The following is a 24,791-nucleotide window of genomic DNA, read 5'->3' as shown; positions in this document are numbered from 1 at the left end:
CAAAGGGGAGATTTATGACGACTAGCTACGTTCCGAACGACGCCACCACCATCGCTGCGTTGCGATGGTCGATCGTCATCGTTTTCGCATTATTCGGCATCGCCAAGTTCGCGGCATATGAGGCCGAGGGCGTGGCAAAGATCGCAAGCCACTATCCGCTCTTTAGCTGGATGTATCCGATCTGGGGCGAGCGTGGCGCAAGCAACGTCATCGGTACTATCGAGTTGCTGACAGGAGCAATGATCGCGCTCGGCGCTCGCTATCCGTTCGCAAGCCTCGCCGGCGGTGCGATGGGCGTATTCACCTTTTGCGTCACGCTCAGCTTCTCATTGGGTGCGCCCGCGTTCTGGCAGGCGGGATACGGCGCTCCGTTTCTCGGGTCGACCGGCCAGTTCCTGATGAAGGACGCCGTGCTGCTGGCAGCCTGTTACGCACTCGCGGTCGACGGACAACGCCGAATGCCGCGCGGCGACTGACGCACGCGGTCACCAGCGCAGGAGCCTTGGACCCATCAGCGCTCCTACGCTGGCGGCGAGGGCAATTCCTAGTGTGTACCAGGTAAGCACGAAGATGGCCGATACCTCGGGGCAGTGAAGGCAGTAGATCGTCGCCGCCCATCCCCCGGCGCTCAGTCCCGCTGCAGCACCGGCGGCCCTGAAGTGTGTCGGCGCGAGACGCCGGAACGACCACAGCAATCCGGCGAAGATCGGGATCGACAGGGTCAGGACGTGCCACGGACAGCTCCGCCAGCTTTGGCCCAGCCACATCGCCAGCCAGTCGCCAGAGGGCGTCGAGGCGAGTTCGACCACCCCGACGCCTGCCAGGAGGAGCGCCGGCACCGCCAGCAGCCATAGGCCGCGCGGGACGCTCGCGTCCGGACGAGCCAGCTTCACCGCCGTGGACATCGCCACCATCGCGATCGACAGGGTGTAGGCGGCCTTGATCCAGAAGGACGATCCTTGCATCGCCGCATCCAGATCGGGGCGAACGCCGATCGTGGCGCCCATGTAGAGAGCCGCAAGGACGCATCCGGTCGCGATCCCGATGGCGATGCGCCGCGCGACGGCGTTAGGCGGCACACGCGCTACGTCGCGGCTGAGCTGTCGGATCAACTGTTCGGTGCTCTCAGTGCTCATTGCCGTCACCCTTTCAGCCGGGCGGCGAGCGCACGAAGGCCGCGATGCACGGAAATCTTGACGTCGGACTCCCCGATCCCGGCTCGGGTAGCGGCCTCCGCGATGCTTTGTCCGTCGATATGCGTGTCCCGAATGGCTCGCGACTGCTTGGGCGGCAGCGTGCCCAGCAGACGGGCGACATCGATCCGGGCATTCGCGGATGCTTCGAAACCCTCCGTCACCAGCATTGCCTCCACGTCCTCGATCGGGATGTGCCGGCGCTGTCGGCGCAGGTGATCGATCATGCGATAGCGTGCGATGGCATAGAGCCACGCCGTGAAGGGGCGGCCGCGATCCCAGGTCGCCCGGCGGCCATGCACGGCGATCAAGGTTTCCTGCACCAGGTCATCCACTTCGTTGCTGCCGGCGAGCCGCCGGCGATAAAAACGTTCCAGCAGCGGGACGAGCGCGCGCAGTAGCGCAGCGTGAGCGGCAGCGTCGCCATCCAGCCCCCCGATCATCAATGCCTTGAGCTGATCTTCGCTTTGCCCCATCTACACCCCGCAACGCCGCGTCGATCAGTATCGAGCGGGATATTGCGAATGATCAAGGGGCATAGCGTCCAAGCATAGTCCGGAACGACCAGCGTTCGTCACCGGCACCTGTTCGTCGTCCATGCAGTCCTACCCTCCAACGCGCCGGTGCACGGACTACGCGGGAGCGCGGCGTTTGGTTACAACGGCATCTTTTCATTCATGTGCCGTGTAACCGGCTTCCTGGTTGTCCCGTAGTGACAGGAACCATCAAGGGAGGTCACCGATGCGTTCCATGTTTCTGTCCGTCGCCGTCATCGCCGCGCCCATCACGATCGCGGCGCCCGCCCATGCGGCACCGACCGTCAAACCGTTCAATCAGGCCGCGTTCGATGCAGCGCAGAAGGCGGGCAAGCCGATCCTTGTCTGGGTCCATGCCCCGTGGTGCCCGGTATGCCGTCAGCAGGCAAAGACGATCGAGCGTGTCATCGCCGAACCCGCCTATCGCGACATGCAGGTCTTCCGGATCGACTATGACACGCAGAAGCCGCTTTGGCAGAAGTTCGGCGCGACGATGCAGTCGACCCTGATCGGCTTTCGCGGCAAGCGCGAAACCGGCCGCATCGCTCACGAGACCAACGATGCCAAGGTATCCGCGGTGATCCGCGGCGCGCTGGCCTGATCCTCTAATGGCCTCGGCGTTGAACCCCGCGCTCGCCTATGTGGCGGGCGCGCTCACCATCCTGTCGCCGTGCGTGCTGCCGCTGGTACCGATCGTCCTGTCGTCGGCGGCGCAGCGTCACCGCTTCGCGCCCGTGGCACTTGCGGCGGGACTGGTGCTGGCGTTCACCGCGACCGGCTTCGTCGTCGCCGCGTTCGGGCAGGCGCTCGGGATCGATACGCTTGTCGTCCGGAACGCCGGCGCGATCATCCTGTGCCTGGTGGGCATCGTCCTGCTGATACCTCGCCTTCAGGACGGGCTTTCACGGATCGCCACGCCTGCCGCAGCCTGGGCGAGCCGACAGCAAAGCGCACTCGACGACCGCGCCGGGTTGTGGGGTCAAGCGCTGATCGGGGCATTGCTCGGCATCGTCTGGGCACCCTGTGTCGGCCCCACGCTCGGCGCGGCGGTGGCGCTGGCGGCGGAAGGGAAGGATCTGGGCGAAGTAGCGCTGGTGATGGCGGCCTTCGGACTAGGTATCTCCACCGTGCTGCTGGTCATCGCCTTTGCCGCTCGCGGCGCGCTCGCCCGCTGGCGGGGGCGGATGATGGCAGCGGGCGGTCGCGGCAAGATCGTGCTTGGAGGACTGCTGTTAATCGTCGGCATTTTCATCCTGACAGGGGTGGATCGCCAACTCGAAGCCTTCCTACTCGATCATCTGCCCGACCGGGTAACCGAATGGTCGACCGCCTTTTAACATTCGTACTCTCCCACCGAGGCACTCTGCATGACGCACAACATCCTCTCCCTGCTGTCCCTGTTAGCGCTGGCCGGCTGCGGGCAGGCGCCCGCCGGAGCTGCCGCACAGCCCCGCCCGGTCAAACCACTCGTCGTCGGGACGCCCGCCGCGCCTGTGGTGGTCGAACTGTTCCAAAGCCAAGGCTGCTCGTCCTGCCCGCCTGCCAACGCCAACGTGAACGCCATTGCGGATGCGCCGGGCGTGCTCGCCTTATCCTTCGCCGTGACCTACTGGGATCGGCTCGGCTGGAAGGACACTTTCGGCTCCCCCGCCTGGACCGCGCGGCAATGGGACTATGCGCGTGCCGCTGGTCGCCCACAGGTGGCGACACCGCAGGTGATCATCAACGGCGGGCCCACTATCGTTGGCAGCAATCGTGCCCAGCTCGAAGCGGCTATACAGCGCGCCGGCCCTGCGCGTGGCGGTCCTGCCATATCGGTGCGCAATGGAGCCCTGACTCTGGCTGCCGGCAAAGACGTTCCATCGACGATCTGGCTGGTCCGCTACGATCCGCGGACGGTCGAGGTGCCGATCCGCGCCGGAGAGAATGGGGGGCGGACGCTCCCCCACCGCAATATCGTGCGGGAATTGGTAAAGCTGGGCAATTGGTCCGGCGCGGTGACGGAGTTGCCGCTGCCCAGCGCACCCCGCGGGCTGAGCTCCGCCGTTCTGGTGCAGCAGGGTACGGGCGGGCCGATCACCGCAGCGCGCAAGCTGTAAGCCGTTGGCGGTGCCGTCCGCGGCTGGGGATCGGCCGAGTTAGCGAGGCTGCACATCGGCCGACGATATTTCATCGGCCGTGTAACTCCGGCCGGTCAGCGATCGAAGTTGGGATTATGATGATGGGAATTTTCCACTCCATGCGCTCGACACGCCGGACCGGCGCTTGGGCAGACCACCCGGATGCAGGCCCCGGGTTACAAAACCCTCGCGACTATCGGCACGAAGCCGATGGTGTGCGGTACCGAGGAGGCTGCAGATGATCGAGCCGCTATCGACTTCAGCCACCGAGACCCGCGAGCGTGCAGAGCACGGCGGCGAACTGGTGTACCGGCATCGATTGCCGACAAGGCTTTGGCATTGGACCAATGCGGTGGCGATCATCGTCCTGCTAATGAGCGGGTTGATGATCTCGAACGCCCACCCGCACCTTTATTGGGGTGAGTATGGCGCGAATTTCGATCAGCCGTGGTGGTCTCCGCCGCGCTTTCCGGGCTGGGCAACAATCCCCTCAACATACAATCTGGCGCTTGCTCGCCACTGGCATCTGTTCTTCGCTTGGATTCTCGCGTTTGGCCTGCTTGCTCATCTGGTCATCAGTCTGGTCAACCGGCACATCCAGCGTGACCTGACGCTACGGCGCAGCGAACTTGCTCCTTCCCACCTCTGGCAAGACGTGAAGGATCATGCGCGCCTAAAATTCCCCACTGGTCAAGAAGCGCTCCGGTATAACGTCCTACAGAAGATCGCGTATATTTCGATCGTATTCGTCGTTATCCCGCTGCTGATCCTGACCGGGCTGAGCTTGTCTCCCGGATTCAACGCAGTCATGCACTGGCCGCTCGATCTTTTGGGCGGTCGCTCGTCGGCCCGCTCTCTGCATTTCATTTGCGCTGGTATCATAGCTGCGTTCATCGTCGTTCACCTGACTTTGGTGCTACTGGCGGGTCCGATCAACGAGGTCCGTTCGATGTTGACCGGCTGGTTCCGAGTGCCACCCGATCCCGACAAACATATCGCCAAGCTCAAGCGGACCTTGGACACGCAATGACAACGATTCTCACACGCCGCGCTCTTGTCGGCAGCCTTGCAGCCGGCGCCGGCACGATACTCTCAGGCTGCGACCGTCTAGGGCAAAATGAGCAATTTCGCGCGCTCCTCGCATCCGGCGAGCGGGGCAACTATGCCTTTCAGAGGCTATTGCAGGACCGGACGGCGCTAGCTGAGGAGTTCGCTCCTTCGCAGCGCTCGCCCGTTTTTCGAGCGAATGGCACCCGGATGCCGGGCGGAACCGATTATGCACGGCATCTTGCCGTCAACTTCAACGATTGGCGGCTGGTGGTCGACGGCGCTGTCGCTAACCCGCAAGCCTTTTCGCTCGACCAGATCAGGGCGATGCCGACCCGAACCCAGATCACACGTCATGACTGCGTGGAGGGCTGGAGCGCGATCGCGAAATGGCACGGTGTGCCCCTAAAGCTGTTGCTGGATCGCGCAGGTGTCAGTCCGCAAGCCCGTTTTATCGTGTTTCATTGTGCCGACCCACAGACCAACGGGACCATGTACTATGAATCGATCGACCGGATCGACGCCGTTCATCCGCAGACGATCCTGGCTTGGGGGATCAACGACCAGCTGCTTCCGGTCCAGAACGGCGCGCCGTTACGTCTCAGGGTAGAGCGGCAGCTCGGCTATAAACACGCGAAATATGTCCAGCGGATCGAGGCGGTCCCAAGCCTTGCCGGCATCTATGGCGGCAAGGGTGGGTATTGGGAGGATGCTGCAGGATATGAGTGGTACGCAGGACTCTGAGAGATCGCGATCACACGATAAATTTCTATGCTGGCGGTGGTTTGGACGTTGAACGTGTCCGACATTCCGCCAGCGAAAGCTGACATTCCCGTTTCACCATCCTTTGTGAGACGCTGGCAGGGGCGCCATGCAGTTATCCCGTCTGTTGGCGGACATACTCGCCCAAGCCGCGCGCGACGAGTTCGTCGTTGGAGAGGCGGGGGCCTCGCTTCAGGCGCTGATTGCCAAGTTTGCGGCGGTCCAGCTTCGGCCCGGGTGGTACGGGCGAGGGGGCCTTGAACACCCCGCCGGGCTGAGCGGTACGCGCCGGTTCGTTGTTGTTGCGCTTCGCGTGGTGCGGCTGCACCTGCTGGATGGCATGGGCGAGCGCCAGCGCCGCGTCGAGGTGCTTGTTGTCGACCACCGGTGCCTGGTTCACGCGGCGCATCTTGTCGAAGACGCGATAAGGCAGGACCTCGCCCTCGTGCTGGATCTCGAGGCGGCCGTCCGGGTATTCGCACACATCCACCTTCTTGCGCGCTAGCTGTAGGCGCTTGCCATCGTAGCGGGCATTGCTCGCAAACGGAGCGGTTTCCTGCTCGAATTAACTGACAACATGCGCAGCGATCTGCTCACGCTATCTGCCAACGTGCTCGCCAACATCCGTCGCTGCTCGCAATCATAATCGCCGGCTCACATTATCTGCCAGTGGGTGACACAACCGCTGTTCAACGTACGACCGGATCGTCGCAATCTTCGAATGCAGTCTGTGCCGAGGTCCGATTACGGTCGCGAGCATCTTCCCGTGACCAGCATGCCCGCATCGCATTCCATGCCGCCTGCCGGGATATGCCGCGGCGTCGTGCCAGATTATCGATCGCCCAGGCACGAACACGGAACTGCTGACTGCTCTGCGGTACACCGACGCTGACGATGGGGCCGGCGCCGCACCGGGTTCGTAGCTGTTGCACGCCGACGCTGCGTTCATCGACGCCGAGAGGCCCCGACCACACCATCCGGTCACCGATGCGCGTGACGCGATCGACGGCGCGAGGATCGCGGACCACCATGTAACCGTCGCGATCGAGTGCTATTTCGGCATCACGATCGAAGATCACCAGCGGCTCTCCGGACGTGTCTGGCTGGAGAACGCGAAAGCAGCCGTTCCTGAGGATGACGCGGCCGAAGATTGCGGCGGTATGGATGATGGCGGGTGACCTGTCCTCGCGCGGTACGAGGCGAACGAAGCGCGCCAAATCGGGTTGGATCGATCGCGGGTTTGCCGGCGGTCTGAAGCGAAGCTTCAGCCTGTCAGGCAGGGACCAGCCCTGTGCGGCAGCCACCTTCCGATACTCCGCCTCGTCTACGTTCATGTCGAAACCAACGACGCCATCGAACTGCTCAATAGAGCCACCCCCGACGAGCCGGTACGGCTCGAACCGCTTCCACCAATCGTCGAAGATCGGCTGAAGCTCTCTGGCAGGCACGCCACCATCCACCGCCGTGAAGCGCGGATCGCGGGTGTAGCGCGACAGCAGGGCCGCAGCGTCGCGTCTGAATTGAAACGCAAAGCGCGGTTCGGGATCGCGCACGATCCGGACACCGACGTAATTGTCGGGATCGGCTTTCGCGATCCGCCGGTCGAGCGCCATCGCGGCAGCCGAGGCGGCCTGGTCCGGGTTCATCCTCTCTATGGCTGCCGGATCGTCGAAGCGCTGGTTCTGATCGGGCGGGGGCGGCGTATCGGAGTAGGGCACCGGAGGTGCCGACAGGATCGTGGCAAAGCCCGATGCATCGAGCGTGGCTCCCTTCGGAATGGCGGCAGCCGGGGTCGGGACGGATTGTGCCTCGGCGTTGCGCGGGCGGGAACCGGAACAGGCGAAGAGCAGCAACGGCAAGGCGAAGCAGAGACGATTCACGGTCACCCCCTGATGTCACGGGCCGGCAGGCGGAAGCAGGAACAGCGGGATCAAGAGTCCGCTGTTCCTGTCGGTGTCAGAGTCTGTCTTTCAGCGCCTTGGCGGCGGTAAAGGACACCTTCTTTGATGCCGCGATCGTCATCGCCTCTCCGGTAGCCGGGTTGCGGCCTTGCCGTTCGGGCCGATCCTTGACGGCGAACTTGCCGAAACCAGTGATCGACACCTCGTCGCCCTTGGCGGCCGCGTCGGCGATCTGGTCGAACACCGCGGCGATCGCGGCCTTCGCATTGGCCTCTGTCGATCCCGTCGCAGCCGCGACGCCCTTTGCAAGCTCACCGATATTCATGGTCTTCCATACTCCTTGCTGGAATTGAACGGGGCCTTGGCCGTGCTTGGTACAGGCGCACCTATACCGGGACACCGGCCGCGCGCAGTTGCTCGGTGAGGTCCCGGGTGTGTTCGGGATCGAGCGTGCCGGCGAGCAGGGCCCGTACATCTGAGGGTCGGGCGCCGAGCTGGGCGGTGAGCGTGGCGGCATCGTAGCCGTTGCGGGTCAACGTCGGCTCGAGATCGTCGATCGCGCGCGACAGCACCTGCTCGACGATCTCGACGGTCACCGGCTTTGCGCCCAACCGGAAGCCCTGCTCGAAGGCGAGCGTCAGATGCATTTCGATCTGGAGCGGGGTCCGCAGGCGCTCGGCGATGAGGTCGATCGCGTCGTCATCCATCAGGTCGGCCGCCTTGACGCCATCCGCCGCGCAGGCGTCGAGCAGCCAAGTGACATATTCCCGGCGCGCCGATGTGATCCCCTCATAGTCGAAGGTCGTGGTGCGGTAGCCGATCTCCTCCATCTGTGGGCGACGCAGGTCATTGCGCAACCGGGGATGGCCGACGAGCAGGACCGACAGCAGCACGCCGGCATCGGCCACCACCTCCATGAGCCGCTTGAGGCCGGTCAGCGTCTTGTGGTGTAGGTCGTGTGCCTCGTCGACCACCAGCACGATCGGGCGCTTGCCCTTGCGCATCAGGTCGCGAAGATCACGCTCGCGCCGCTCGGCCTGTTTGGGGATCTTTACTTGTGCGCGTTCGCCGGACGAAAGGTCGTAGAACAACGCCTCGATCAACGAGGTGAGCGATGTACGTCGCTTGTCCACCGCCAGCGACTTGGCGACCGCGACCTTGCCGGCGCGGGCCAGTTCGTCCTCGATCCGGCGCAGCAGGTGGGTCTTTCCCGAACCGACCAGCCCGGAGACGACGATCAGCCGTCCGGTCTGCACCGCTGCGCATACCTCGCGAACGATGACGCGCTGATGCTCGGTCTCGAAATTGCCCGCGCCCTGGAACGGGCGGGCGAGGCCGTAGCTGGATTGCACGTCGGCGAGCATCAACTGGTCCTTCGTCGTGACAGGAACCGGTCGCGAATGCGATCGGCGATGACGGCCTTGTCGAGCGTCTCGCCGAGCAACGCATCGATGAAGGCACGATCCTCCTCGGGCAACGAGCCGAGCGGAACCCGGAGCTGCTCGACGATCGCCTGACGGGCGGCCAGGCCAGTGGCATGGGCCGTCTCGACGACGGGCTCCGGAAAGGGCGTGCGCCGCACGGGAAGCCCTGAGGTGGTGGGCGGCAGCGACGGCAAGGGCCGGTCGCCACCCGTGATCGCGGCACGCGGCAGGCCGAGCTGGTCGGCGAGCCGCACCACCTTGTCGAGCCGTTCTTCCGCCCGGCTCTTCTGGTACTTGCGGTAGCGGTAGAGCGGCACTGCGCCGCGCGATGGTTCGAACGGGCCGAAGCGTTTGCCGTCATGCTCGACGAACAGCGCCTGGTCGAACAGCCCCCACAGCAGCGTCACCGTCTCGCCGGCGAGATGTGGCTCGACCTCGTAGGTCGTGCCCTCGACCGACACGGTCGCATCGCCGGCGACGGTACGACGCTCGGGCTGGCGCGCGAAGGCGCAGAACCGCTCCCATGAACACATCGCCCGGACGCCTTCGGAGGGCAGATGACGCAACCAGTGCTCGATGCGGGCATGCGGTTCGGAGCGATGGTCGGCATTGTTGTAGGTGACCAGCGCGCGGCGCAGCCACAGGTTCGCTTCTTCCTCATCCTTGGGCTTGTGGAAGTGGTAGAGCGTCTCGTGCACCTCCTTGATGGTGCGGAAGGGCCGCTCGACCTTGCCCTTGGCACGCGCGGCGGTGTGACGGTCTTCTTTTTTGGGCGGGAGGTGCGTCAGGACACGGATACCGAGACTGCCCATCACCGACTGGAAGACGCTCGACCGGCTGACCGGACCGTTGTCCATGTAGATCGTGACCGGCAGGCCCTGGAACGGCAGCTCGGGTTCGGGCTTGGCGGCGAACGCATTGAACAGGAAGCGGAGCGCCGATTCCGCGTCTTCGCCGTAGACGCCGCGATATTCCTGGTAGACCACACCGGAACAGTCATCCACCGCCGAGAACAGCATCAGCGTCGGTCGACCGCGCCCTTCCTCGATCCACAGCGGCGCCTCCACCTGCTTGAGGTCGGACGGGCTCATGTCGAAGTGCCATAACTCGTTCGAGCGTCGTGCCTGAAAGCGTACCGCGGCACCGGGACAGGTCACCCGGGCATGGTCCAGCCCCGACGCACGCAGCAGCCGATCTATGGTCGCCCGCTTCAACAGGCCCGGCTCGACCTTCACGAGGCCATCGGGGGTTTCGACGCCGTCGCCTTCCAGTAACTGGATCGCGCGGGCCGTAGACACGCGCCGCCCCTTGCCGTTGGTGGTACGAATTTTCAGCGCCGCGACGATCTCGGCATAGCGCTCCATCTGCGGCTGCGGCGCGACACGTGTCGCGCCATGATCGCTGCGCCGCACGGATTTGGGCCGGTTGAATTCGCGCAACGCGCGGTACATCGTCCAGACTGAGATGCCGTAAGCCTGTGCGGCGCGGGCAACGATCTCGGTGCGGTTCGGATCACGCGGGGACAACAGCGACAGCCGTCGGCGAAGCTCGACCAATGCCTCACCGGGCGGTCGCTTCCGCGCGTCAGCCATGTGCCGCGACGGCTTCCTTCGCAGCAGCGGCGCGCCCGCGCTTGCCGGCATAGCGATACAGCGTGGCAACCGACACACCCATGCGTCGGGCAATATCGCGCACCGGCAGCGACCCCTCCGTCATCATGGCGCGCGCGGCGGTCACATCGGCCGGACGCATCGAAGGCGGACGGCCACCCTTGCGGCCCTGTCTGCGCGCCTCGATCAGCCCTGCGGTGGTACGCTCGCGGATCAAGGCGCGCTCGAACTGGGCGATGGCGCCGAAGACGTGGAAGGTGAGCATGCCGCCCGGCGTGGTGGTGTCGATATTCTCGGTCAGCGACACCAGCCCGATCTTCTCGCGCTCCAGCTCCTCAGCCGTAGCGATCAGTTTCTTCAGCGAGCGGGCGAGGCGGTCGAGCTTCCACACCACGAGCGTGTCGCCGGCACGCAGCACCTCGCCGAAGATGCGGGCGAGTTCGGGACGGTCGTCGCGAGCACCCGACGCGTTTTCGGTGAAGACCCGTTCGCAACCGGCGCGGCGCAATGCGTCCAGTTGCAGGTCGGGGTTCTGGTCGCTGGTGCTAACCCTGGCATACCCGACCCGCATGACCGCTCGATCTTCTCCAAACCCGTTATCGGCATAGCGTTTTGCGAAGCAGGTTTCCAGAACAGTTTTGACAAATGGCGGACCGCCGGAATGCGTCGCCGAGCCGGCCTGCCAGCAGGATCGTCAGAAAGGAAGGTTTTTGCGAACAGCGTGAGCGCATAGAACGGGCACCGATATACGTTTACGACCGTTCCAGTCGGATCGCGCTTGCAGCGATCGTCCCGTTTGGGATCGAATTGCGGGAATCGAAATCGCTTCTCGAAACTCGTCGGCTACGAGAATTGGGACAGTGGCGACGGTGATTGACATCGCACGGTGAGCATGGCTGATTAAGCGTATGGGGATGGCGATCTCCCCACGAGGCGTCAGCCAGAGAATCGCGTCCAGCACGAACACGCAAGGGACGCGTCATGCCTGCTCCAAACGCTATAACACCGGACAAACTTGCCCGCCTTGTCGCATCGCCCAGCGCGCCGCGTATCATCGATCTGCGCGACGGACCGACAGAAGCCATTCCGGGATCACTGTTTCCAGTTCTCCTTGATCCGACCCAATGGGGATATGCCTCCGGGTCATCAGCGGTCCTCATCGACACCGATGGTAGTGGTCTGGCAGTTGCAGCGGCCGCCATTCTTCGCAGCGAGGGTGTAGCGGCCGAAGTCTTGGACGGCGGGTTCGCCGCATGGGCGGCAAGCGGGTTGCCTACCGTTTCCCTGGTCCATCTGCCGCCACGACATGACGATGGCCAAACATGGTGGGTCACACGAGCGCGGCCCAAGGTCGATCGCATCGCCTGTCCCTGGCTGATCCGACGGTTCGTCGATCCGCAGGCCCGCTTCTTGTTCGTCGCGCCCGGTGACGTGCTGACCGTCGCCAAGCAACAACAGGCCGAGCCGTTCGACGTCGCGGACGAAGGCGTATTCTGGAGCCATCGCGGCGAGCGTTGCACCTTCGACATCATGGTCGAGGCCTTCGGCCTCGACGCGCACGAACCGCTGGTCCGCCTCGCGACGATCGTGCGGGGCGCCGATACCGATCGGCTCGACCTTGTGCCCGAGGCTGCTGGACTGCTCGCCATCTCGCTTGGCCTGTCGCGTATCCACAGTGACGATCACGCCCAGCTCGAAGCCGGCATGGCGGTATACGATGCGCTCTATCGCTGGTGCCGTGACGCGCAGGGCGAGAAGCACAACTGGTCCTCGCATCAGCCGGCGCGCGGGAAGGTGTCGTCATGACCGCGGTGACAGCCGACGTCGCGACGCCGACGCGCCCGGAACCGGTCACGCTCGGCCAGGCCTTCTGGGTCTGGCTGCGCATCGCGATGCTCTCGTTCGGCGGTCCTGCCGGACAGATCGCGGTAATGCACCGCATCCTCGTCGACGAAAAACGCTGGATCGGGGAGCAGCGGTTCCTGCACGCCCTCAACTATTGCATGTTGCTGCCAGGGCCAGAGGCGCAACAGCTCGCCACATACATCGGCTGGCTGATGCACCGGACGAAGGGCGGCATCGTCGCCGGCGTGCTGTTCGTTATTCCCGGCGCGGTCGCGATCATGGCGCTGAGCTGGGTCTATGTCCTCTACGGTCGCGTCGGTATCGTCTCGGCGCTGTTCTTCGGCCTCAAGTGCGCGGTATTGGCCGTCGTGCTTCAGGCGGTCGTGCGGATCGGCGGACGGGCGCTCAAGTCGACGCCGGCAAGGGCGCTTGCCGCGCTGGCGTTCGTCCTGATCTTCTTCGCCGGCGCGCCGTTTCCGCTGATCGTGCTGGGTGCCGGCCTCATCGGATGGTGGTCGACCCGGCAAGGCAGCACGGCCTTCAGGGGCGGAGGGCACGGCGCGTCCAAGGGCACGATCGTAGCCGACGCGGATACACTACTCGGCGAAGAGCTGCCCGCCCATGCCCGGCCGACATGGGCTGAGACGGTCCGCACAGCGCTGGTCTGGCTGGCTCTCTGGCTCGTGCCGGTCGCGGCGCTGTTGATCGCGCTCGGTCCCGATGACGTGTTCAGCCGCATCGCGACCTTCTTCTCGACGATGGCGATGGTGACGTTCGGCGGGGCCTATGCCGTCCTCGCCTATGTCGCGCAGCAGGCGGTCGAGAATTATGGCTGGCTGGGGCCGAAGGAGATGCTGGACGGTCTTGGCATTGCGGAGACGACGCCTGGGCCGCTCATCATGGTCCTGCAATTCGTCGGCTTCCTCGGCGCCTATCGCGGGTCCACCGGGCTGTCCCCGCTGTTGGCTGGGACGCTCGGCGGGCTGCTCGCGACCTGGGTAACGTTCGTGCCGTGTTTCCTGTGGATCTTCCTCGGTGCGCCCTTCATCGAGCGACTGCGCGGTAACGCTGCCGTCGCGGGCGCGCTGTCGGCGATCACCGCGGCGGTCGTGGGCGTCGTACTCAACCTCGCGGTGTGGTTCGCGCTGCATACGCTGTTTCGCGAAACGACGATGGTGGCAGCAGGGCCGTTCCGCTTCGATGCGCCGGTGCTGACCAGCATCGATCCGGCCGCCTTCGTCCTCTCGCTGGGCGCAGCCTACGCGATCTTCATGACGCGGGCGGGGGTCATCACGACCCTGCTGGCGACGTCGGCTGTGGGGCTGGCGCTTTATGGGCTTGGGGTAATCCGATGAATAGCGGAGAGAAGTCGATGGATGCGATCGATCGTCGTGCGGCGCTGGGTCTGGGGATCGCAGCGGGTGCCGCCTCGTTGGGCGGGCCTGTGGCCGCACAAGCTCCTGCCAACCCGGCGCCAGCCTTCACGCCCCGGCCGCTACCGTTCGATGCAGCAACGCTTCCCGGGCTGTCCGCCAAGCTGCTGACCAGCCACCACGACAACAACTATATTGGTGCGGTCAAGCGCCTCGGAGCGATCAAGGCCGAGTTTGCCAGGCTCGACCCGATGACGGCACCGGGCTTCACGCTCAACGGGCTGAAGCGTGAGGAGCTGATCGCCTGGAACTCGATGATCCTGCACGAAATCTATTTCGCGGGCTTGGGCGGTGCTTCGCGGCCGGGCGCACGGCTTTCGCAGGCGATCGAACGCGACTTCGGCAGCCATGCGCGCTGGGCGGCCGAGTTTACCGGCATGGGCAAGGCGCTGGCTGCCGGGTCGGGATGGGTATTGCTCACCTGGAGCGAACGGGACGGGCGTCTGACGAACCAATGGGCTGCCGATCATACGATGACGCTGGCAGGGGGAACGCCGCTTCTGGCGCTCGACATGTACGAACACGCCTATGCGATCGACTATGGCGCGAAGGCCGGCGATTACGTTGATACGTACATGAAGGTGCTGAGCTGGGATGCTGCCAGTCGCCGGTTCGAGCGACTGGCGGCACCGATCTAGGCAAGGACTGGTTCGGCCACCTTGCGGCGTCGCTGAAAACGCGACGCCCATGCGGTGATCGCCGGCAGCACCAGCAGCGTCAGCGCGGTCGACGTGATGAGGCCGCCGATGACGACCGTGGCGAGCGGGCGCTGCACCTCCGCACCCGTGCCGGTGGCGAGCGCCATCGGTACGAAGCCGAGCGACGCAACCAGCGCCGTCATCAGAACCGGACGAACCCGCTCCATCGCACCATCGGCGATAGCCCGATCATCGTCCTCGCCTTCCTCGCGGTGCTTGCGGATCGCGCCCATCATGACGAGGCCGTTGAGGACCGCGACGCCCGACAACGCGATGAACCCGACTGCGGCAGTGATCGAGAAGGGAATGCCGCGCAGCAGCAGGGCGAAGACGCCGCCCGCGAGCGCCATCGGCACCGCGGAGAAGACGATCAGCGCGGGGATGAAGCCGCCAAGCGCCATGTAGAGCAGCGCATAGATCGCCAAGAAGCAGATCGGCACCACCAGCATCAGGCGAAGCCGCGCCGATTGCAGACTCTCGAAGGTGCCGCCCCAACCGGTATACATGCCGGCAGGAAGCGGCATCGCATCAATGCGGGCTTCGGCTTCCTTGACGAAGCCGCCAAGGTCGCGTCCACGCACATTGACCTGAACGGTCATCATGCGCTTGCCGTTCTCGCGGCTGATCTGATTCAACCCTTGCGTATAATTGAACCGCGCCACCTCGCGCAGCGGGATCGAGCGCGCGGTCTGTCCCTCGGGCGTCGGCAGCATGACCGGGATCGCGCCCAGCGTATCGATGTCGTCACGCTGCGCGTCGGGCAGGCGCACCACCACCGAGAAGCGCCGATCGCCCTCGAATAACAGCCCGGCTTCCCGGCCGCCCAGCGCGGCCGAGACGGTGTTCGCCACCTCCTCGACCGAGAGGCCAAGCCGTCCGGCAGCCTGGCGGTCGATCTGCACGTCGAAGGTGGGGGCGCCGTCCGTCTGCTCGACGCTGACGTCGCCCGCGCCCGGGATGGTGCGCACCGCATTGGCGATCTTCTGGGCCTGTGCGGTCATTGCATCGAGGTCGTCGCCATAGAGCTTGATCGCCACGTCGGCGCGGACGCCGGCGATCAGCTCGTTGAAGCGCATCTGGATCGGCTGCTGGATTTCGGTCCGGTTGCCGATGACCCCCTTCATCCGCTCCTCGATGCGGGCGATGATATCCTCCTTGGTCTTTACCTCCGCCGGCCATTCGCTTTCCGGCTTGGGAATGACATAGGTGTCCGACGAGTTGGGCGGCATGGGATCGGTGCCGAGGTCGGCGTTGCCGTTCTTGGAGAAGACCAGCGCCACCTCCGGCAGCGTCTTCAACGCATCCTCGATCCGCATCTGCATCTGCGTCGACTGGTCGATCGAGGCCGAGGGCACGCGGAAGTTGGTGACGGTGATGTCCTTCTCGTCGAGCTGCGGCATGAACTCCTCGCCGAGGAAGCCGAAGCAGAACACCGCCGCGACGAACACGCCGGCACCGGCCGTGATGAAGGGCAACGGTCGGGCGATCGCCTTGCCCAGCAGCGGCGCATACCGCTCCTTGAACCAGCGGATCGGCTTCACCTCCGTTTCGCTGACCCGGCCCTTGATAAGGATCACGATCATCGCCGGCACGAAGGTCAGCGACAGGACGAAGGCGCAGGCCAGCGCGATCATCAGCGTCGTCGCCATCGGCGAGAACGTCTTTCCCTCGACGCCCTGGAACGTGAGCAGCGGGACGAAGACGAGGAAGATGATAAGCTGGCCGAAGACGGTCGGCCGGATCATCTCCTTCGCCGATGCGGCGGTCGTCTCAAGGCGCTCGTCCAGCGTCAGCAGGCGGTTCTCGGCGTGCTGGCGCTCGGCGAGGTGGCGCAGCGCATTCTCGACGATGATGACCGCCCCGTCGACGATCAGGCCGAAGTCGAGCGCGCCCAGGCTCATCAGATTGCCGGATACGCCCAGCGCATTCATGCCCGATGCCGTCATCAGCATCGTGATCGGAATGACCGCGGCGGTGATGAGCGCGGCGCGGACGTTGCCGAGCAACAGGAACAGGACGACGATGACGAGCAACGCGCCCTCGATCAGGTTTTTCTCGACCGTCGCGATCGTCGCGTTGACCAGCTTCGAGCGGTTATAGACGGGTTCGGCGAATACATCGGGCGGCAGCGTCCGGTTGACCTGTTCCAGCTTCTCTCCGACCGCGGTCGCGACGATGCGGCTGTTCTCGCCTACCAGCATCAGCACGGTCGAGATGACCGCCTCCGATCCCATGCGGCTGCCCGACCCGGTGCGGACCGCACCACCGATCATCACTTGCCCGACGTCCTTGACCCGCACGGGCACGCCGTTGCGGGTGGCGACGACCGCCTCCTGGATGTCCTCGATCGACTTCAGGCGGGCATCGGCGCGAACCAGAAAGCTCTCGCCGGCGCGGCGCACATAGTTCGAGCCTGCCGAGACGTTCGCCCGCTCCATCGCATCGGCCAGCTCGGTGATCGAGATGCCGTAGGAGGCGAGCGCATTGAGGTTGGGTTCGATCAGATACTGTTTGACATAACCGCCATTGGAATCGACCCCGGCAACGCCCTTCACGTTGCGCATCTGCGGCCGGATGATCCAGTCCTGCACCGTGCGCAGATAGGCAGCCTTGGCGAGTTCGGTGGTCAGCCGCTCGCCCTCCGGCGTCAGATAGCTGCCGTCCGACTGCCAGCCCGGCTGACCATCGACCGTCTTCACGCCCTTGCCGTCCGGGTGACGGAAGGCGATCGAGTAGAAGAAGATCTCGCCGAGGCCGGTGCTGAGCGGCGCGAGGTTGGGTTGCACGCCTGCCGGCAGGCTGTCCTTCGCCTGGGCGAGCCGTTCCGTGACCTGCGCCCTCGCGAAGTAGATGCTGGTCGCGTCGGTGAAGACCGCCGTCACCTGGCTGAAGCCGTTGCGCGAGAAGGAGCGCGTCATCTCCAGCCCGGGGATGCCCGCCAATGCCGTCTCGACGGGGAACGTCACCTGCTTTTCGACATCGACCGGGCCGAGCGAGGGGACGAAGGTGCTGATCTGCACCTGACGGTTGGTGACGTCTGGCACCGCGTCGATCGGCAGCTTGGTGATCTGCCATGCCCCGAACGCGACGACGACGAGGGTCAGGAACGCGACCAGCCATCGGAGGCGAACCGATGTCGAAAGGATGCGCTCGATCATTCCTCGCCTCCCACGTTCTTTTCGAGTTCGGCCTTGATGAGGAAGGCGTTGGTCGTGGCGATCTGCGTGCCCGCGCTAATACCTTCGGCAACGGCGACCATGCCGCCAGAGCGGTTGGCAATGCGGATAGGCTGCGCCTTGAACCCCTGCGGCGTCCGGACAAACACCACCGTCCTATCGCCCAGCGTCTGCACGGCATCCTGTGGGACCATGACGCCGCCCTTGGTCGCACCGCCGCTGGCCAGGATGCGCGCCTGGACGAGCTGTCCGGGTGCGAGCGTGCTGGTGCCGGCGGTCGGCGTCACCACGATCGTCGCGGTGCGCGACTGCGGATCAACGACGCCTGTTGCGGCACGGACCCGGCCTTCAATGGTGCGGCCATCACTGGTGCTCAGCTCGACCCGATCGCCGGTGCGGACCCGCATGGCATCGGCCGGGGGCACGTTGGCGATGATCTGGAATCGACGCGGATCGGCGACCCGGAACAGCTCGGTTTCCGCCGCGACATACTGGCCGAGATTGGCAGCAGCAGCAGTCACACGGCCGGCGATCGGGCTGATGATCGCCACGGAGCGTCCGTCGCCGGTAACACGCGCGGCGCCTGCCGCGGCGCTGGCACGGCGCGCGTCGGCCTGAGCCACCGCGAGGTTGGCCCGTGCGGCCTCGTAGTCGGCACGGGGACTGACGCCCTGTGCGAGCAAGGTCCGTTCGCGCGCGAGCTGGCGCTGGGCGAGCGTCACGCGCGCCGATGCCGATGAACGGTCGGCCGCGATCTGCGAGGCGTCCCGGCTTTCGACCAGGGCGAGTGTCTGGCCTGCCCGGACAGGATCGCCGATCCGCGAGAAGATGCGCGTGATCGTCCCCGGTGCGCGGGCCGTCAGCAACGCTTCCGCGTCCGGTGTGGCCTCAACCGTCGCGGAGGCGATGACAGCAGCATCCAGCTCGCCTGAAGCGGCAGGGGCGACGGTGATCTGCGACGTCGCAATAGCTTGCGGCGTGATGACCAGCCTGTCGTTCGACGCTGCCGGTGTGGCGGCTTCTGTCGGGGCCGGTGTCGGAACAGGTGCCTGGGTGAGGCGTGCGACGCCGAAACCGAGCGCGGCAGCCGCGACCAGCCCGATGGCGGCCCCGGCATAGAGACGATGTTTTCCGGTCATTGGACCGCTTCTCCGGTGATGCTGAGGCCCGACAGGCGGGCAAGGTTGGCGCGGGCGTCGAGACGCGCGATGTCGGCGTCGAGGATGACGCCTCGGGCGGCGCCGAGATTGTGACGGGCGGCAAGCAGTTCGATCAGCGGTGCCTTGCCCGCCTCATAGGCGATACGTGCAAGGCGATACGCCTCCTCGGCGGTCCGCATCGTTCGCTGTGCGGCTACCGCGCGCGTATCGGCGGCCTGCACGAGGACGAAAGCGGCCCGCGCGCCGGTCTCCGCTTCGAGCCGCGCCGCTGCGGCGCGGGCTTCGGCTCCCTGAAGATCGGCACGGGCTGCATCGATATTGCCCCGGTTGCGATCGAAGAACGGCAGCGGCACCGATACCCCGGCGACGACGGCGGGGCCGCTGGCGACGCGAAGCTGGCGAACGCCAAGCTGCGCCGTGATGTTGGGAACAGCAAGCCGTTGCTGTACCGTAACGGCTCTTGCAGCTGCCTCCCGTTCCGCTTCCGCGACCTTGACCGTCGTTGCCTGCATCGGATCGACCGGTCCGCTCGACGGTCGCGCGTTCATCCGATCGAGCAGGGATTCCCCAACCCCGGTGAACGTCGTCGGGGAACCTGCCAAGCCTGAAAGCCGCGCGAGCGCCGCTGTCTTCTGGGCACGCGCGACTTCAAGATCGGCTTCGAGGGTCGCGAGTTCGGTTTCCGCCTGAAGCTGGCGCAACCGTGCTTCCTTGCCGGCACCGACAAGGGCGCGAGCGACCTTCAGGTCGGCGGTCGCCTCCTCCACCTCGTCCTCGGCGAGCGCGATCCGGCGTTCCGCTACCTCGGCACTCGCATAGGCGCGCGCCAGTTCAGTGGCGAAGAGCAGACGGCCATCGCGGTTCCGTGCTTGCGCCGCGGCGATGCCCGCCTCCCCGGCCGCGATCCGGGCGGAACGCTTGCCCCCCAGCTCAATCGGCTGATCGATCTGGAAGGTGGTCTGCTGCTGATTGCGCGCGTTGTTCTGCAAGTCGCCGGCGAAGTTCTCGGCGTAGACGTTGATGAAGGGATTGGGCCGCGCGCGCGCCTGTTCGGCAAGGCCTTGCGCGCGGGCCACGTCCGCATCGAGGGCGGTCACGCGCGGAGCCGTCTGCGCCTGACGCAGGAGCTGGGCGAAGGGTGGTGCCGTCTGCGCACCGGCCGTGCCGATGGGGCACAGCATTACGAGCATACCGGCCAGCGCAAGCCTGCGCTGCCGGCGACTGGGGCCGTTCATGATCTTCTTCCTGCAAAGGTGAGCTTGGTGGCGCGGTTGGCGCCGGTGCCGGCTCAGGCTCGTGGAGGTCGAAGAAACTCTGCGGGGTCGATCCCTCCGGGCAGACGAGCGGTGCCGATCATCCATTGCCGGTCGGCAACGAGGATCATCCGCTCGGACGGGAGCGCCCCGTCAAACGCTACCCAATGCCCTGTCGCGTGCGCCAACACATGGATCGGTGCATCGGGATCGGATTTCTCGGGCGTATCGTGGCTATGCTCGATCACTGACGCATGGATCGCATCGTCGTCATGGACGATCGCATTGTGCCACCCCGACAGGCCGATCAGGCCGAGCATGGCGACGAGCGCCAGCACGGCGCCCAGCAGCGCGGATCGAGGATGACGCATAGGCATTCTGCCGAAACTACGCTGACCGCCTGTAACGGACAAGCGCATCACCGGTTCGGCCACTTCGGATGACGGCGATCGATCACGAAAGCATGATCGCCCTTGGCGTGCTCTGCGTGGTGGGGATCGTCGGCGGGTAGATCGGCATGGTCATGCGGAATGACGTCCGGATCATGCGCCGGCCATAGGCGAAGCGCCGCGACGACGCCGATCGCGGACAGCGCCGCCATGCCGACGAAGGCCGCGCTCATGCTGACGCGAGCGCCCAACTGTCCGACGAGCGGATAGCAGATCAGCCAGCACACATGGCTGAGTGCGAACTGCGCCGCGAACAGGGCGGGCCGGTCCTCGGCATTGGCCGATCGGCGAAGAAGTCGTCCGGACGGCGTGAGGCTTGCGGAGTAGGCGACGCCCATGACCAGCCAGCCCGCCAGCAGGACGTGCCAATAGGCAGCGCCCGGCGTCATCGTCGCGCTGATCGCGGCGAGCGCCGCGAGCGTGATCGTCAGCACGGCAGCGGCGACGATCATCACCGTGCGATCGGCGATCCTGTCCAATACCCGCGGCAGGGTCAGCGCCGCGGTGATCGAGCCGCCTCCGAAGGCGGCGAGCGTCAGTGCGACATCGCGCTGGCTCAGGCCCAGGCCCTTCACGATGACGACGGTGTTGACGATGACCATCGCGCTCGCGGCAGCGGCGCTGAGCGTCAGGGCCAGCAGTCCGCGCAGGCGCGGCGTCCTGAGGTAGATGCGCGTTCCCCGCGTCGTTTTGTCGTAAATGCCGCCCTGATCCTCGACTGGTGCGGGCCGGGGCAGGACCGTCGAGACGACGAGCAGCGCCGAAGCGATGAAGCCGATCGCCGTGCCCGAGAACAACCAGTGATAGCTCATCACCGTCAGCAGGCCGGCCGCAAGGATGGGGCTGGTCAGGCTCTCCATGTCATAGGCGAGACGCGACAGCGACAGGGCGCGGGTATAGTCACGCTCATCCGGCAAAACGTCCGCGATGGTCGCCTGAAACGTCGGCGTGAACGCGGCCGACGCCGATTGCAGGACGAAGATCAGGACATAGACCTGCCAGACCTGGTTCACGAACGGCAGGCAGATCGCCACGGCCGCGCGGATCGCATCCATGCTGACAAGCAACGCCCGCCGGGGTACGCGGTTGGCGAACGCTCCGGCGATCGGGGCGACGCCGATATAGGCGACCATCTTGATCGCGAGCGCCGTGCCCAGCACGGCCCCGGCGCTGCCACCAGCGATGTCATAAGCCAGCAGTCCCAGCGCAACGGTCGCAAGTCCCGTCCCGATCAATGCGATGATCTGGGCGAGAAACAGATGACGGTAAGTCCGGTTTGCCAGGACGCTGAGCATGGACGCCTCATATCCCCCTAGGGGGATGCCGTCTATCCCCCTGGGGGGATACTCGACAACATCGGTGCCGGCATCCTACATTGAGGGCATGTCTCATAACGCGCACTCCAGCCACCCGGCGATCATCAAGCGCCTGAACCGCGCAGCGGGTCATCTGCGCAGCATCGTCGGGATGATCGAGGAAGAGCGGCCATGCGTCGACATCGCCCAGCAGCTCCAGGCCGTCGAAAGCGCGATTGCCAGCGCCAAGCGCGCGCTCATCAACGACCATATTGACCACTGCCTCGTTCATGCCGAGGAAGGTGAAGGGACGAAGGTTGCGGTCGAGCAGTTTCGGGCGATTTCGAAATACTGGTGACGCGGCACTCCGCTTTCCCGATTGGGAAGGTTCAGGGAGACGGCTGACGGTCGCAAGGCGCGCCGGACGGCAGGGGAATAGCCGTTTTCCCAAAATATGTTCCCGATTGCTCATTCCCGAAATGGCCGGTTGGAGACGGAGAAATGGGACGATCCGGCCCGTGAAATGAACCCGCCTTTGGCATCCGCCCGGAGCGGATAATGTGAGCAGCCATCTCCGATTGCGAGCAGCGCCCGATGATGGCGAGCACGCTGGCAGCTAATTTGAGCACGATGCCGCCCGCCAGTGGCAGAGAGCGTGAGCACAAAATCGCTCCGATGGCGAGCAGACGCCGCTATGTTTGCGAGCCGCTACAGCTAGCCCCTGAGCGACCGGGGTCGGCTCCAGGATGAACATGGCCTTGTTGTAGTGCAGGGTGAGGGCGCCGGTGACGGTGCGCTGCTCGCGCCAGACCATCTCGGCTTCAAGGTTCTCGTGGATGGCCAGCGGTCGGTGCAGATCGCGCGGGTCGAACGGCGCCTTGGCGAACCGCTGGTTGTGTTGCGCCATATAGGAGGGGAGGAAGGCGTTGGCTTCGTCGATGGTGTTGATGCGGTGGAGCCGCATCGCCTTGACGAGCCGGTCCTGCAGCGTCGCGTTGGCCCGCTCGACGCGCCCCTTCGCTTGCGGCGAGTTCGCGCAGATCAGATCGATGTTCAGCCGGTCCAGTGCCCGCCCGAGATGGGTCATCCCGTCGCCGTTCGCCGAGGCTGTGTTGTTGCGGAACGCGCTGTGCTTGTCCGTGTAGAAGGCGACCGGCTTGCCGTGCCGCTCGAGGTACGTCCGCGTCGCGCGCATGTAGGAAAAGGTGCTTTCGCTCTCGACCATCTCGAGGTGCATCAGCTCGCTCGTCGCGTCGTCGATGAACACCAGCAGCGTGCATTGCGGGCCGCGGTCCTCGAACCACCAGTGTTTCGAGCCGTCGACCTGGACCAGTTCGCCGCGACAGTCGCGCCGATAGCGGGGTTGGTAGGGGCGCGGGCGCCTGGCCGCGCGGTCTTTCCAAAGGCCCGCCTCCATCATGATCTGACGCAACGTCTCACACGAGAGGCCCAAGCCGTGCCGCTCCGCAAGGTATTCGCGCGCGAGCGTCGGCCCGAAGTCGGCATAGTTTTCCCGCACGAGAGCGACGACCTCGGCGCGAAAGGCGTCGCTGTAGCGGCGGTTGCTCGGGCGTCCGCGCTTGCGCGACACGAGTCCAGCAGCGCCTTCCTGTCGAAGGCGATCGAGCAGCCGGTAGATTTGCCGCCGCTGGAGGCCAAGAAGCTCCATCGCGTCCGGGATCCGGATCTCGCCGCGGTCGAGCCGCATCAGCGTGTCGAACCGGGTGATCTCAGCAGCACTCATCGTCAGCACCGTCATACCATGCGCGTCCTCGTTGCCGAGGAAGGCTATGACACCGGCGACCCACTGAAAGCACCGGCAGTGCCGTTTCTATCTAGCAGGACGGTGTCATTTGTATCTGGCGCTTACACCTGTTTTGTTCGATAATATATCTTATGTAAAATGAGGTTTTCTCTGAGCGCGCCAATGAGTGAACAGATCGCGACGCCGTTCCCATCAGATTGCACGCTACATGCTTGTGCGGTAGCACCAATTTGAGCGAACAGCGCACTGCTGGCGTGGTCCTGGGCTAAGCCGCATGAACAATCGAGAGACGGAACTCACGTCAATTGCACTGGCGCGTCAAGCGCTGAATGTTTTGGACGATAACGGAAACGGATCAAGCCTGTTTGCCTGCAAGCTGGCGGAAGCGCTGGACCATGCCGAAGCCGATCGTGTCGGCGATCAAGTGCTAACACAGGACGTGAGCGCCGGTGCCAGCGGCTCAGCTCTTTTTAGGGTTGATGCTCATTCTCGTGAGTTGGTCGCTTCGGACGGGTCCCGTCTCGTGATCAACCCTGAAGCTATCGTGCAGGTTCGGGGGGTCGAGGCCACGACCACTGTGTCGCTGGTTGACGGCTCCGAGGTACGGATCAGCGGTGATCTTGCGCAAGTGGCGCCGGCTTTGGGCTTGCCATCTGTCGCCCTATCCCAATCCGTTGATTACGTCTCCGCGAGTACCGCACGTCACCAGTTGCGCAACCTCCTTGCGATCGTCTCCGCGATAACAAATCAAGTTCTCGACGAGGATCGACCCTTGATCGACAAGGCTCGGGATCTCGCCGCGCGGACTGCGATGCTGAGCAGCATCGGCGATCTTCTCCTGCAGCCGCAATCGCATTCTACGGATCTGCAGGTCCTTGTGTCTCGCCTCATGAACGTTGTCGGTGACAAGCGCTGCAAGGTAACTGGTCCATCAGTGCTGGTCGGTCCTGGCGCCGCGGTGACGCTTGGCCTGGCGCTTCACGAGCTGCACGTTCACTGACGTGACCCCCGTTTCTTCATCCATCTGGAACTAGAGACCGGCCCCTCGAAGGGACGGACGGAATGAAGCGGAAGCAGTTTTCGGAAGAGCAGATCATTGGCATCCTGAAGGAGGCCGAGGCGGG

At 64.9% G+C, this 24,791-nt stretch carries 24 protein-coding genes and 1 pseudogene; 11 read left to right on the top strand and 14 right to left on the bottom strand.

Going from position 1 to position 24,791, the window contains the following annotated elements:
• The first annotated feature begins 14 nt into the window (after positions 1 to 14).
• On the top strand, positions 15 to 476 hold the full coding sequence (locus CA237_RS08935; RefSeq protein WP_066760141.1) for a DUF417 family protein: 462 nt from the start codon (positions 15 to 17) through the stop codon (positions 474 to 476).
• 9 nt (positions 477 to 485) lie between these two features.
• Here CA237_RS08935 and CA237_RS08930 read toward each other — a convergent pair whose 3' ends face one another.
• Both CA237_RS08930 and CA237_RS08925 read right to left on the bottom strand, forming a co-directional pair.
• A complete protein-coding gene (locus CA237_RS08930) occupies positions 486 to 1,136 on the bottom strand; it encodes a DUF1109 domain-containing protein (protein WP_066760187.1) in 651 nt (216 codons plus the stop codon).
• Between the two features lie 5 nt (positions 1,137 to 1,141).
• Entirely contained in the window at positions 1,142 to 1,669 is a 528-nt protein-coding gene (locus CA237_RS08925) for a sigma-70 family RNA polymerase sigma factor (protein ID WP_066760140.1), read from the bottom strand.
• Between the two features lie 265 nt (positions 1,670 to 1,934).
• On the opposite strand from CA237_RS08925, the gene CA237_RS08920 reads away from it, so the two are divergent.
• The 5 genes from CA237_RS08920 (at position 1,935) to CA237_RS08900 (ending at position 5,640) form a co-directional block, all read left to right on the top strand.
• Positions 1,935 to 2,330 carry a thioredoxin family protein gene (locus tag CA237_RS08920; protein ID WP_082731213.1) on the top strand — a complete coding sequence of 132 codons (396 nt, stop codon included), beginning with the start codon at positions 1,935 to 1,937 and terminating at the stop codon, positions 2,328 to 2,330.
• A 19-nt stretch (positions 2,331 to 2,349) separates the two neighbouring features.
• On the top strand, positions 2,350 to 3,066 hold the full coding sequence (locus tag CA237_RS08915) for a cytochrome c biogenesis CcdA family protein (protein WP_241215454.1): 717 nt from the start codon (positions 2,350 to 2,352) through the stop codon (positions 3,064 to 3,066).
• A 30-nt stretch (positions 3,067 to 3,096) separates the two neighbouring features.
• On the top strand, positions 3,097 to 3,828 hold the full coding sequence (locus CA237_RS08910; RefSeq protein WP_066760138.1) for a DUF1223 domain-containing protein: 732 nt from the start codon (positions 3,097 to 3,099) through the stop codon (positions 3,826 to 3,828).
• Positions 3,829 to 4,087: 259 nt separating this feature from the next.
• The gene (locus tag CA237_RS08905; RefSeq protein WP_066760136.1) at positions 4,088 to 4,879 is read left to right on the top strand and encodes a cytochrome b/b6 domain-containing protein; all 792 of its coding nucleotides are present in this window, start codon (positions 4,088 to 4,090) and stop codon (positions 4,877 to 4,879) included.
• Positions 4,876 to 5,640 carry a molybdopterin-dependent oxidoreductase gene (locus CA237_RS08900; protein WP_066760134.1) on the top strand — a complete coding sequence of 255 codons (765 nt, stop codon included), beginning with the start codon at positions 4,876 to 4,878 and terminating at the stop codon, positions 5,638 to 5,640. Before CA237_RS08905 ends, CA237_RS08900 begins: the two co-directional genes overlap by 4 nt.
• Positions 5,641 to 5,773: 133 nt before the next feature.
• Here the strand turns inward: CA237_RS08900 and CA237_RS08895 are convergent.
• The 6 genes and pseudogenes from CA237_RS08895 to CA237_RS08870 form a co-directional block, all read right to left on the bottom strand.
• A pseudogene (locus tag CA237_RS08895) lies at positions 5,774 to 6,163 on the bottom strand (ISNCY family transposase); the annotation flags it as partial.
• A gap of 184 nt (positions 6,164 to 6,347) precedes the next feature.
• Complete coding sequence (locus CA237_RS08890) at positions 6,348 to 7,538, bottom strand: hypothetical protein (RefSeq protein WP_126013742.1); 1,191 nt, start codon at positions 7,536 to 7,538, stop codon at positions 6,348 to 6,350.
• Between the two features lie 76 nt (positions 7,539 to 7,614).
• A complete protein-coding gene (locus CA237_RS08885; RefSeq protein WP_126013740.1) occupies positions 7,615 to 7,884 on the bottom strand; it encodes an HU family DNA-binding protein in 270 nt (89 codons plus the stop codon).
• 61 nt (positions 7,885 to 7,945) lie between these two features.
• Positions 7,946 to 8,923 carry an AAA family ATPase gene (locus tag CA237_RS08880; RefSeq protein WP_126013738.1) on the bottom strand — a complete coding sequence of 326 codons (978 nt, stop codon included), beginning with the start codon at positions 8,921 to 8,923 and terminating at the stop codon, positions 7,946 to 7,948.
• Positions 8,923 to 10,575 (bottom strand): DDE-type integrase/transposase/recombinase, encoded by a 1,653-nt coding sequence (locus tag CA237_RS08875; RefSeq protein ID WP_126013736.1) that lies wholly within the window; start codon positions 10,573 to 10,575, stop codon positions 8,923 to 8,925. The genes CA237_RS08880 and CA237_RS08875 overlap by 1 nt, the downstream gene beginning before the upstream one ends.
• On the bottom strand, positions 10,568 to 11,164 hold the full coding sequence (locus tag CA237_RS08870) for a recombinase family protein (RefSeq protein ID WP_126013734.1): 597 nt from the start codon (positions 11,162 to 11,164) through the stop codon (positions 10,568 to 10,570). The genes CA237_RS08875 and CA237_RS08870 overlap by 8 nt, the downstream gene beginning before the upstream one ends.
• 410 nt (positions 11,165 to 11,574) lie before the next feature.
• Between CA237_RS08870 and CA237_RS08865 the strand changes: the two genes are divergently transcribed.
• From CA237_RS08865 to CA237_RS08855, 3 genes are read left to right on the top strand one after another with little or no spacing between them, the layout of a single operon-like run.
• A complete protein-coding gene (locus tag CA237_RS08865; protein ID WP_126013732.1) occupies positions 11,575 to 12,399 on the top strand; it encodes a sulfurtransferase/chromate resistance protein in 825 nt (274 codons plus the stop codon).
• Positions 12,396 to 13,793 (top strand): chromate efflux transporter, encoded by a 1,398-nt coding sequence (gene chrA, locus CA237_RS08860; RefSeq protein WP_126013730.1) that lies wholly within the window; start codon positions 12,396 to 12,398, stop codon positions 13,791 to 13,793. Before CA237_RS08865 ends, chrA begins: the two co-directional genes overlap by 4 nt.
• Positions 13,790 to 14,509, top strand: a complete 720-nt coding sequence (locus CA237_RS08855) for a Fe-Mn family superoxide dismutase (RefSeq protein ID WP_239556174.1) — start codon at positions 13,790 to 13,792, stop codon at positions 14,507 to 14,509. Before chrA ends, CA237_RS08855 begins: the two co-directional genes overlap by 4 nt.
• Here CA237_RS08855 and CA237_RS08850 read toward each other — a convergent pair.
• The 5 genes from CA237_RS08850 to CA237_RS08830 are packed head-to-tail and all read right to left on the bottom strand — an operon-like array spanning position 14,506 to position 21,902.
• A complete protein-coding gene (locus tag CA237_RS08850) occupies positions 14,506 to 17,727 on the bottom strand; it encodes a CusA/CzcA family heavy metal efflux RND transporter (protein WP_116463010.1) in 3,222 nt (1,073 codons plus the stop codon). The two genes, CA237_RS08855 and CA237_RS08850, sit on opposite strands and share 4 nt — an antisense overlap.
• Positions 17,724 to 18,884 carry an efflux RND transporter periplasmic adaptor subunit gene (locus tag CA237_RS08845; protein ID WP_126013728.1) on the bottom strand — a complete coding sequence of 387 codons (1,161 nt, stop codon included), beginning with the start codon at positions 18,882 to 18,884 and terminating at the stop codon, positions 17,724 to 17,726. Before CA237_RS08845 ends, CA237_RS08850 begins: the two co-directional genes overlap by 4 nt.
• Positions 18,881 to 20,140 (bottom strand): TolC family protein, encoded by a 1,260-nt coding sequence (locus tag CA237_RS08840; protein WP_116463008.1) that lies wholly within the window; start codon positions 20,138 to 20,140, stop codon positions 18,881 to 18,883. Before CA237_RS08840 ends, CA237_RS08845 begins: the two co-directional genes overlap by 4 nt.
• Before the next feature lie 53 nt (positions 20,141 to 20,193).
• Complete coding sequence (locus CA237_RS08835; RefSeq protein ID WP_126013726.1) at positions 20,194 to 20,529, bottom strand: hypothetical protein; 336 nt, start codon at positions 20,527 to 20,529, stop codon at positions 20,194 to 20,196.
• A gap of 47 nt (positions 20,530 to 20,576) precedes the next feature.
• Complete coding sequence (locus CA237_RS08830) at positions 20,577 to 21,902, bottom strand: MFS transporter (RefSeq protein WP_116463006.1); 1,326 nt, start codon at positions 21,900 to 21,902, stop codon at positions 20,577 to 20,579.
• Positions 21,903 to 21,990: 88 nt separating this feature from the next.
• On the opposite strand from CA237_RS08830, the gene CA237_RS08825 reads away from it, so the two are divergent.
• Positions 21,991 to 22,260 carry a metal-sensing transcriptional repressor gene (locus CA237_RS08825; protein WP_116463005.1) on the top strand — a complete coding sequence of 90 codons (270 nt, stop codon included), beginning with the start codon at positions 21,991 to 21,993 and terminating at the stop codon, positions 22,258 to 22,260.
• Positions 22,261 to 22,518: 258 nt separating this feature from the next.
• On the opposite strand, the gene CA237_RS08820 is transcribed toward CA237_RS08825, so the two are convergent.
• Positions 22,519 to 23,661, bottom strand: a complete 1,143-nt coding sequence (locus CA237_RS08820; RefSeq protein ID WP_241215453.1) for an ISNCY family transposase — start codon at positions 23,659 to 23,661, stop codon at positions 22,519 to 22,521.
• A gap of 280 nt (positions 23,662 to 23,941) precedes the next feature.
• Here CA237_RS08820 and CA237_RS08815 point away from each other — a divergent pair, with 280 nt between their 5' ends.
• Positions 23,942 to 24,667 (top strand): HWE histidine kinase domain-containing protein, encoded by a 726-nt coding sequence (locus tag CA237_RS08815; protein ID WP_126013724.1) that lies wholly within the window; start codon positions 23,942 to 23,944, stop codon positions 24,665 to 24,667.
• Positions 24,668 to 24,791: the final 124 nt, after the last annotated feature.

The organism is Sphingomonas sp. ABOLH, assembly GCF_003951715.1.
GTDB lineage: Bacteria > Pseudomonadota > Alphaproteobacteria > Sphingomonadales > Sphingomonadaceae > Sphingomonas > Sphingomonas hankookensis_A.
Note: the sequence above shows the minus strand (reverse complement) of the source record. Positions and strands in the feature narration are given on the sequence as shown.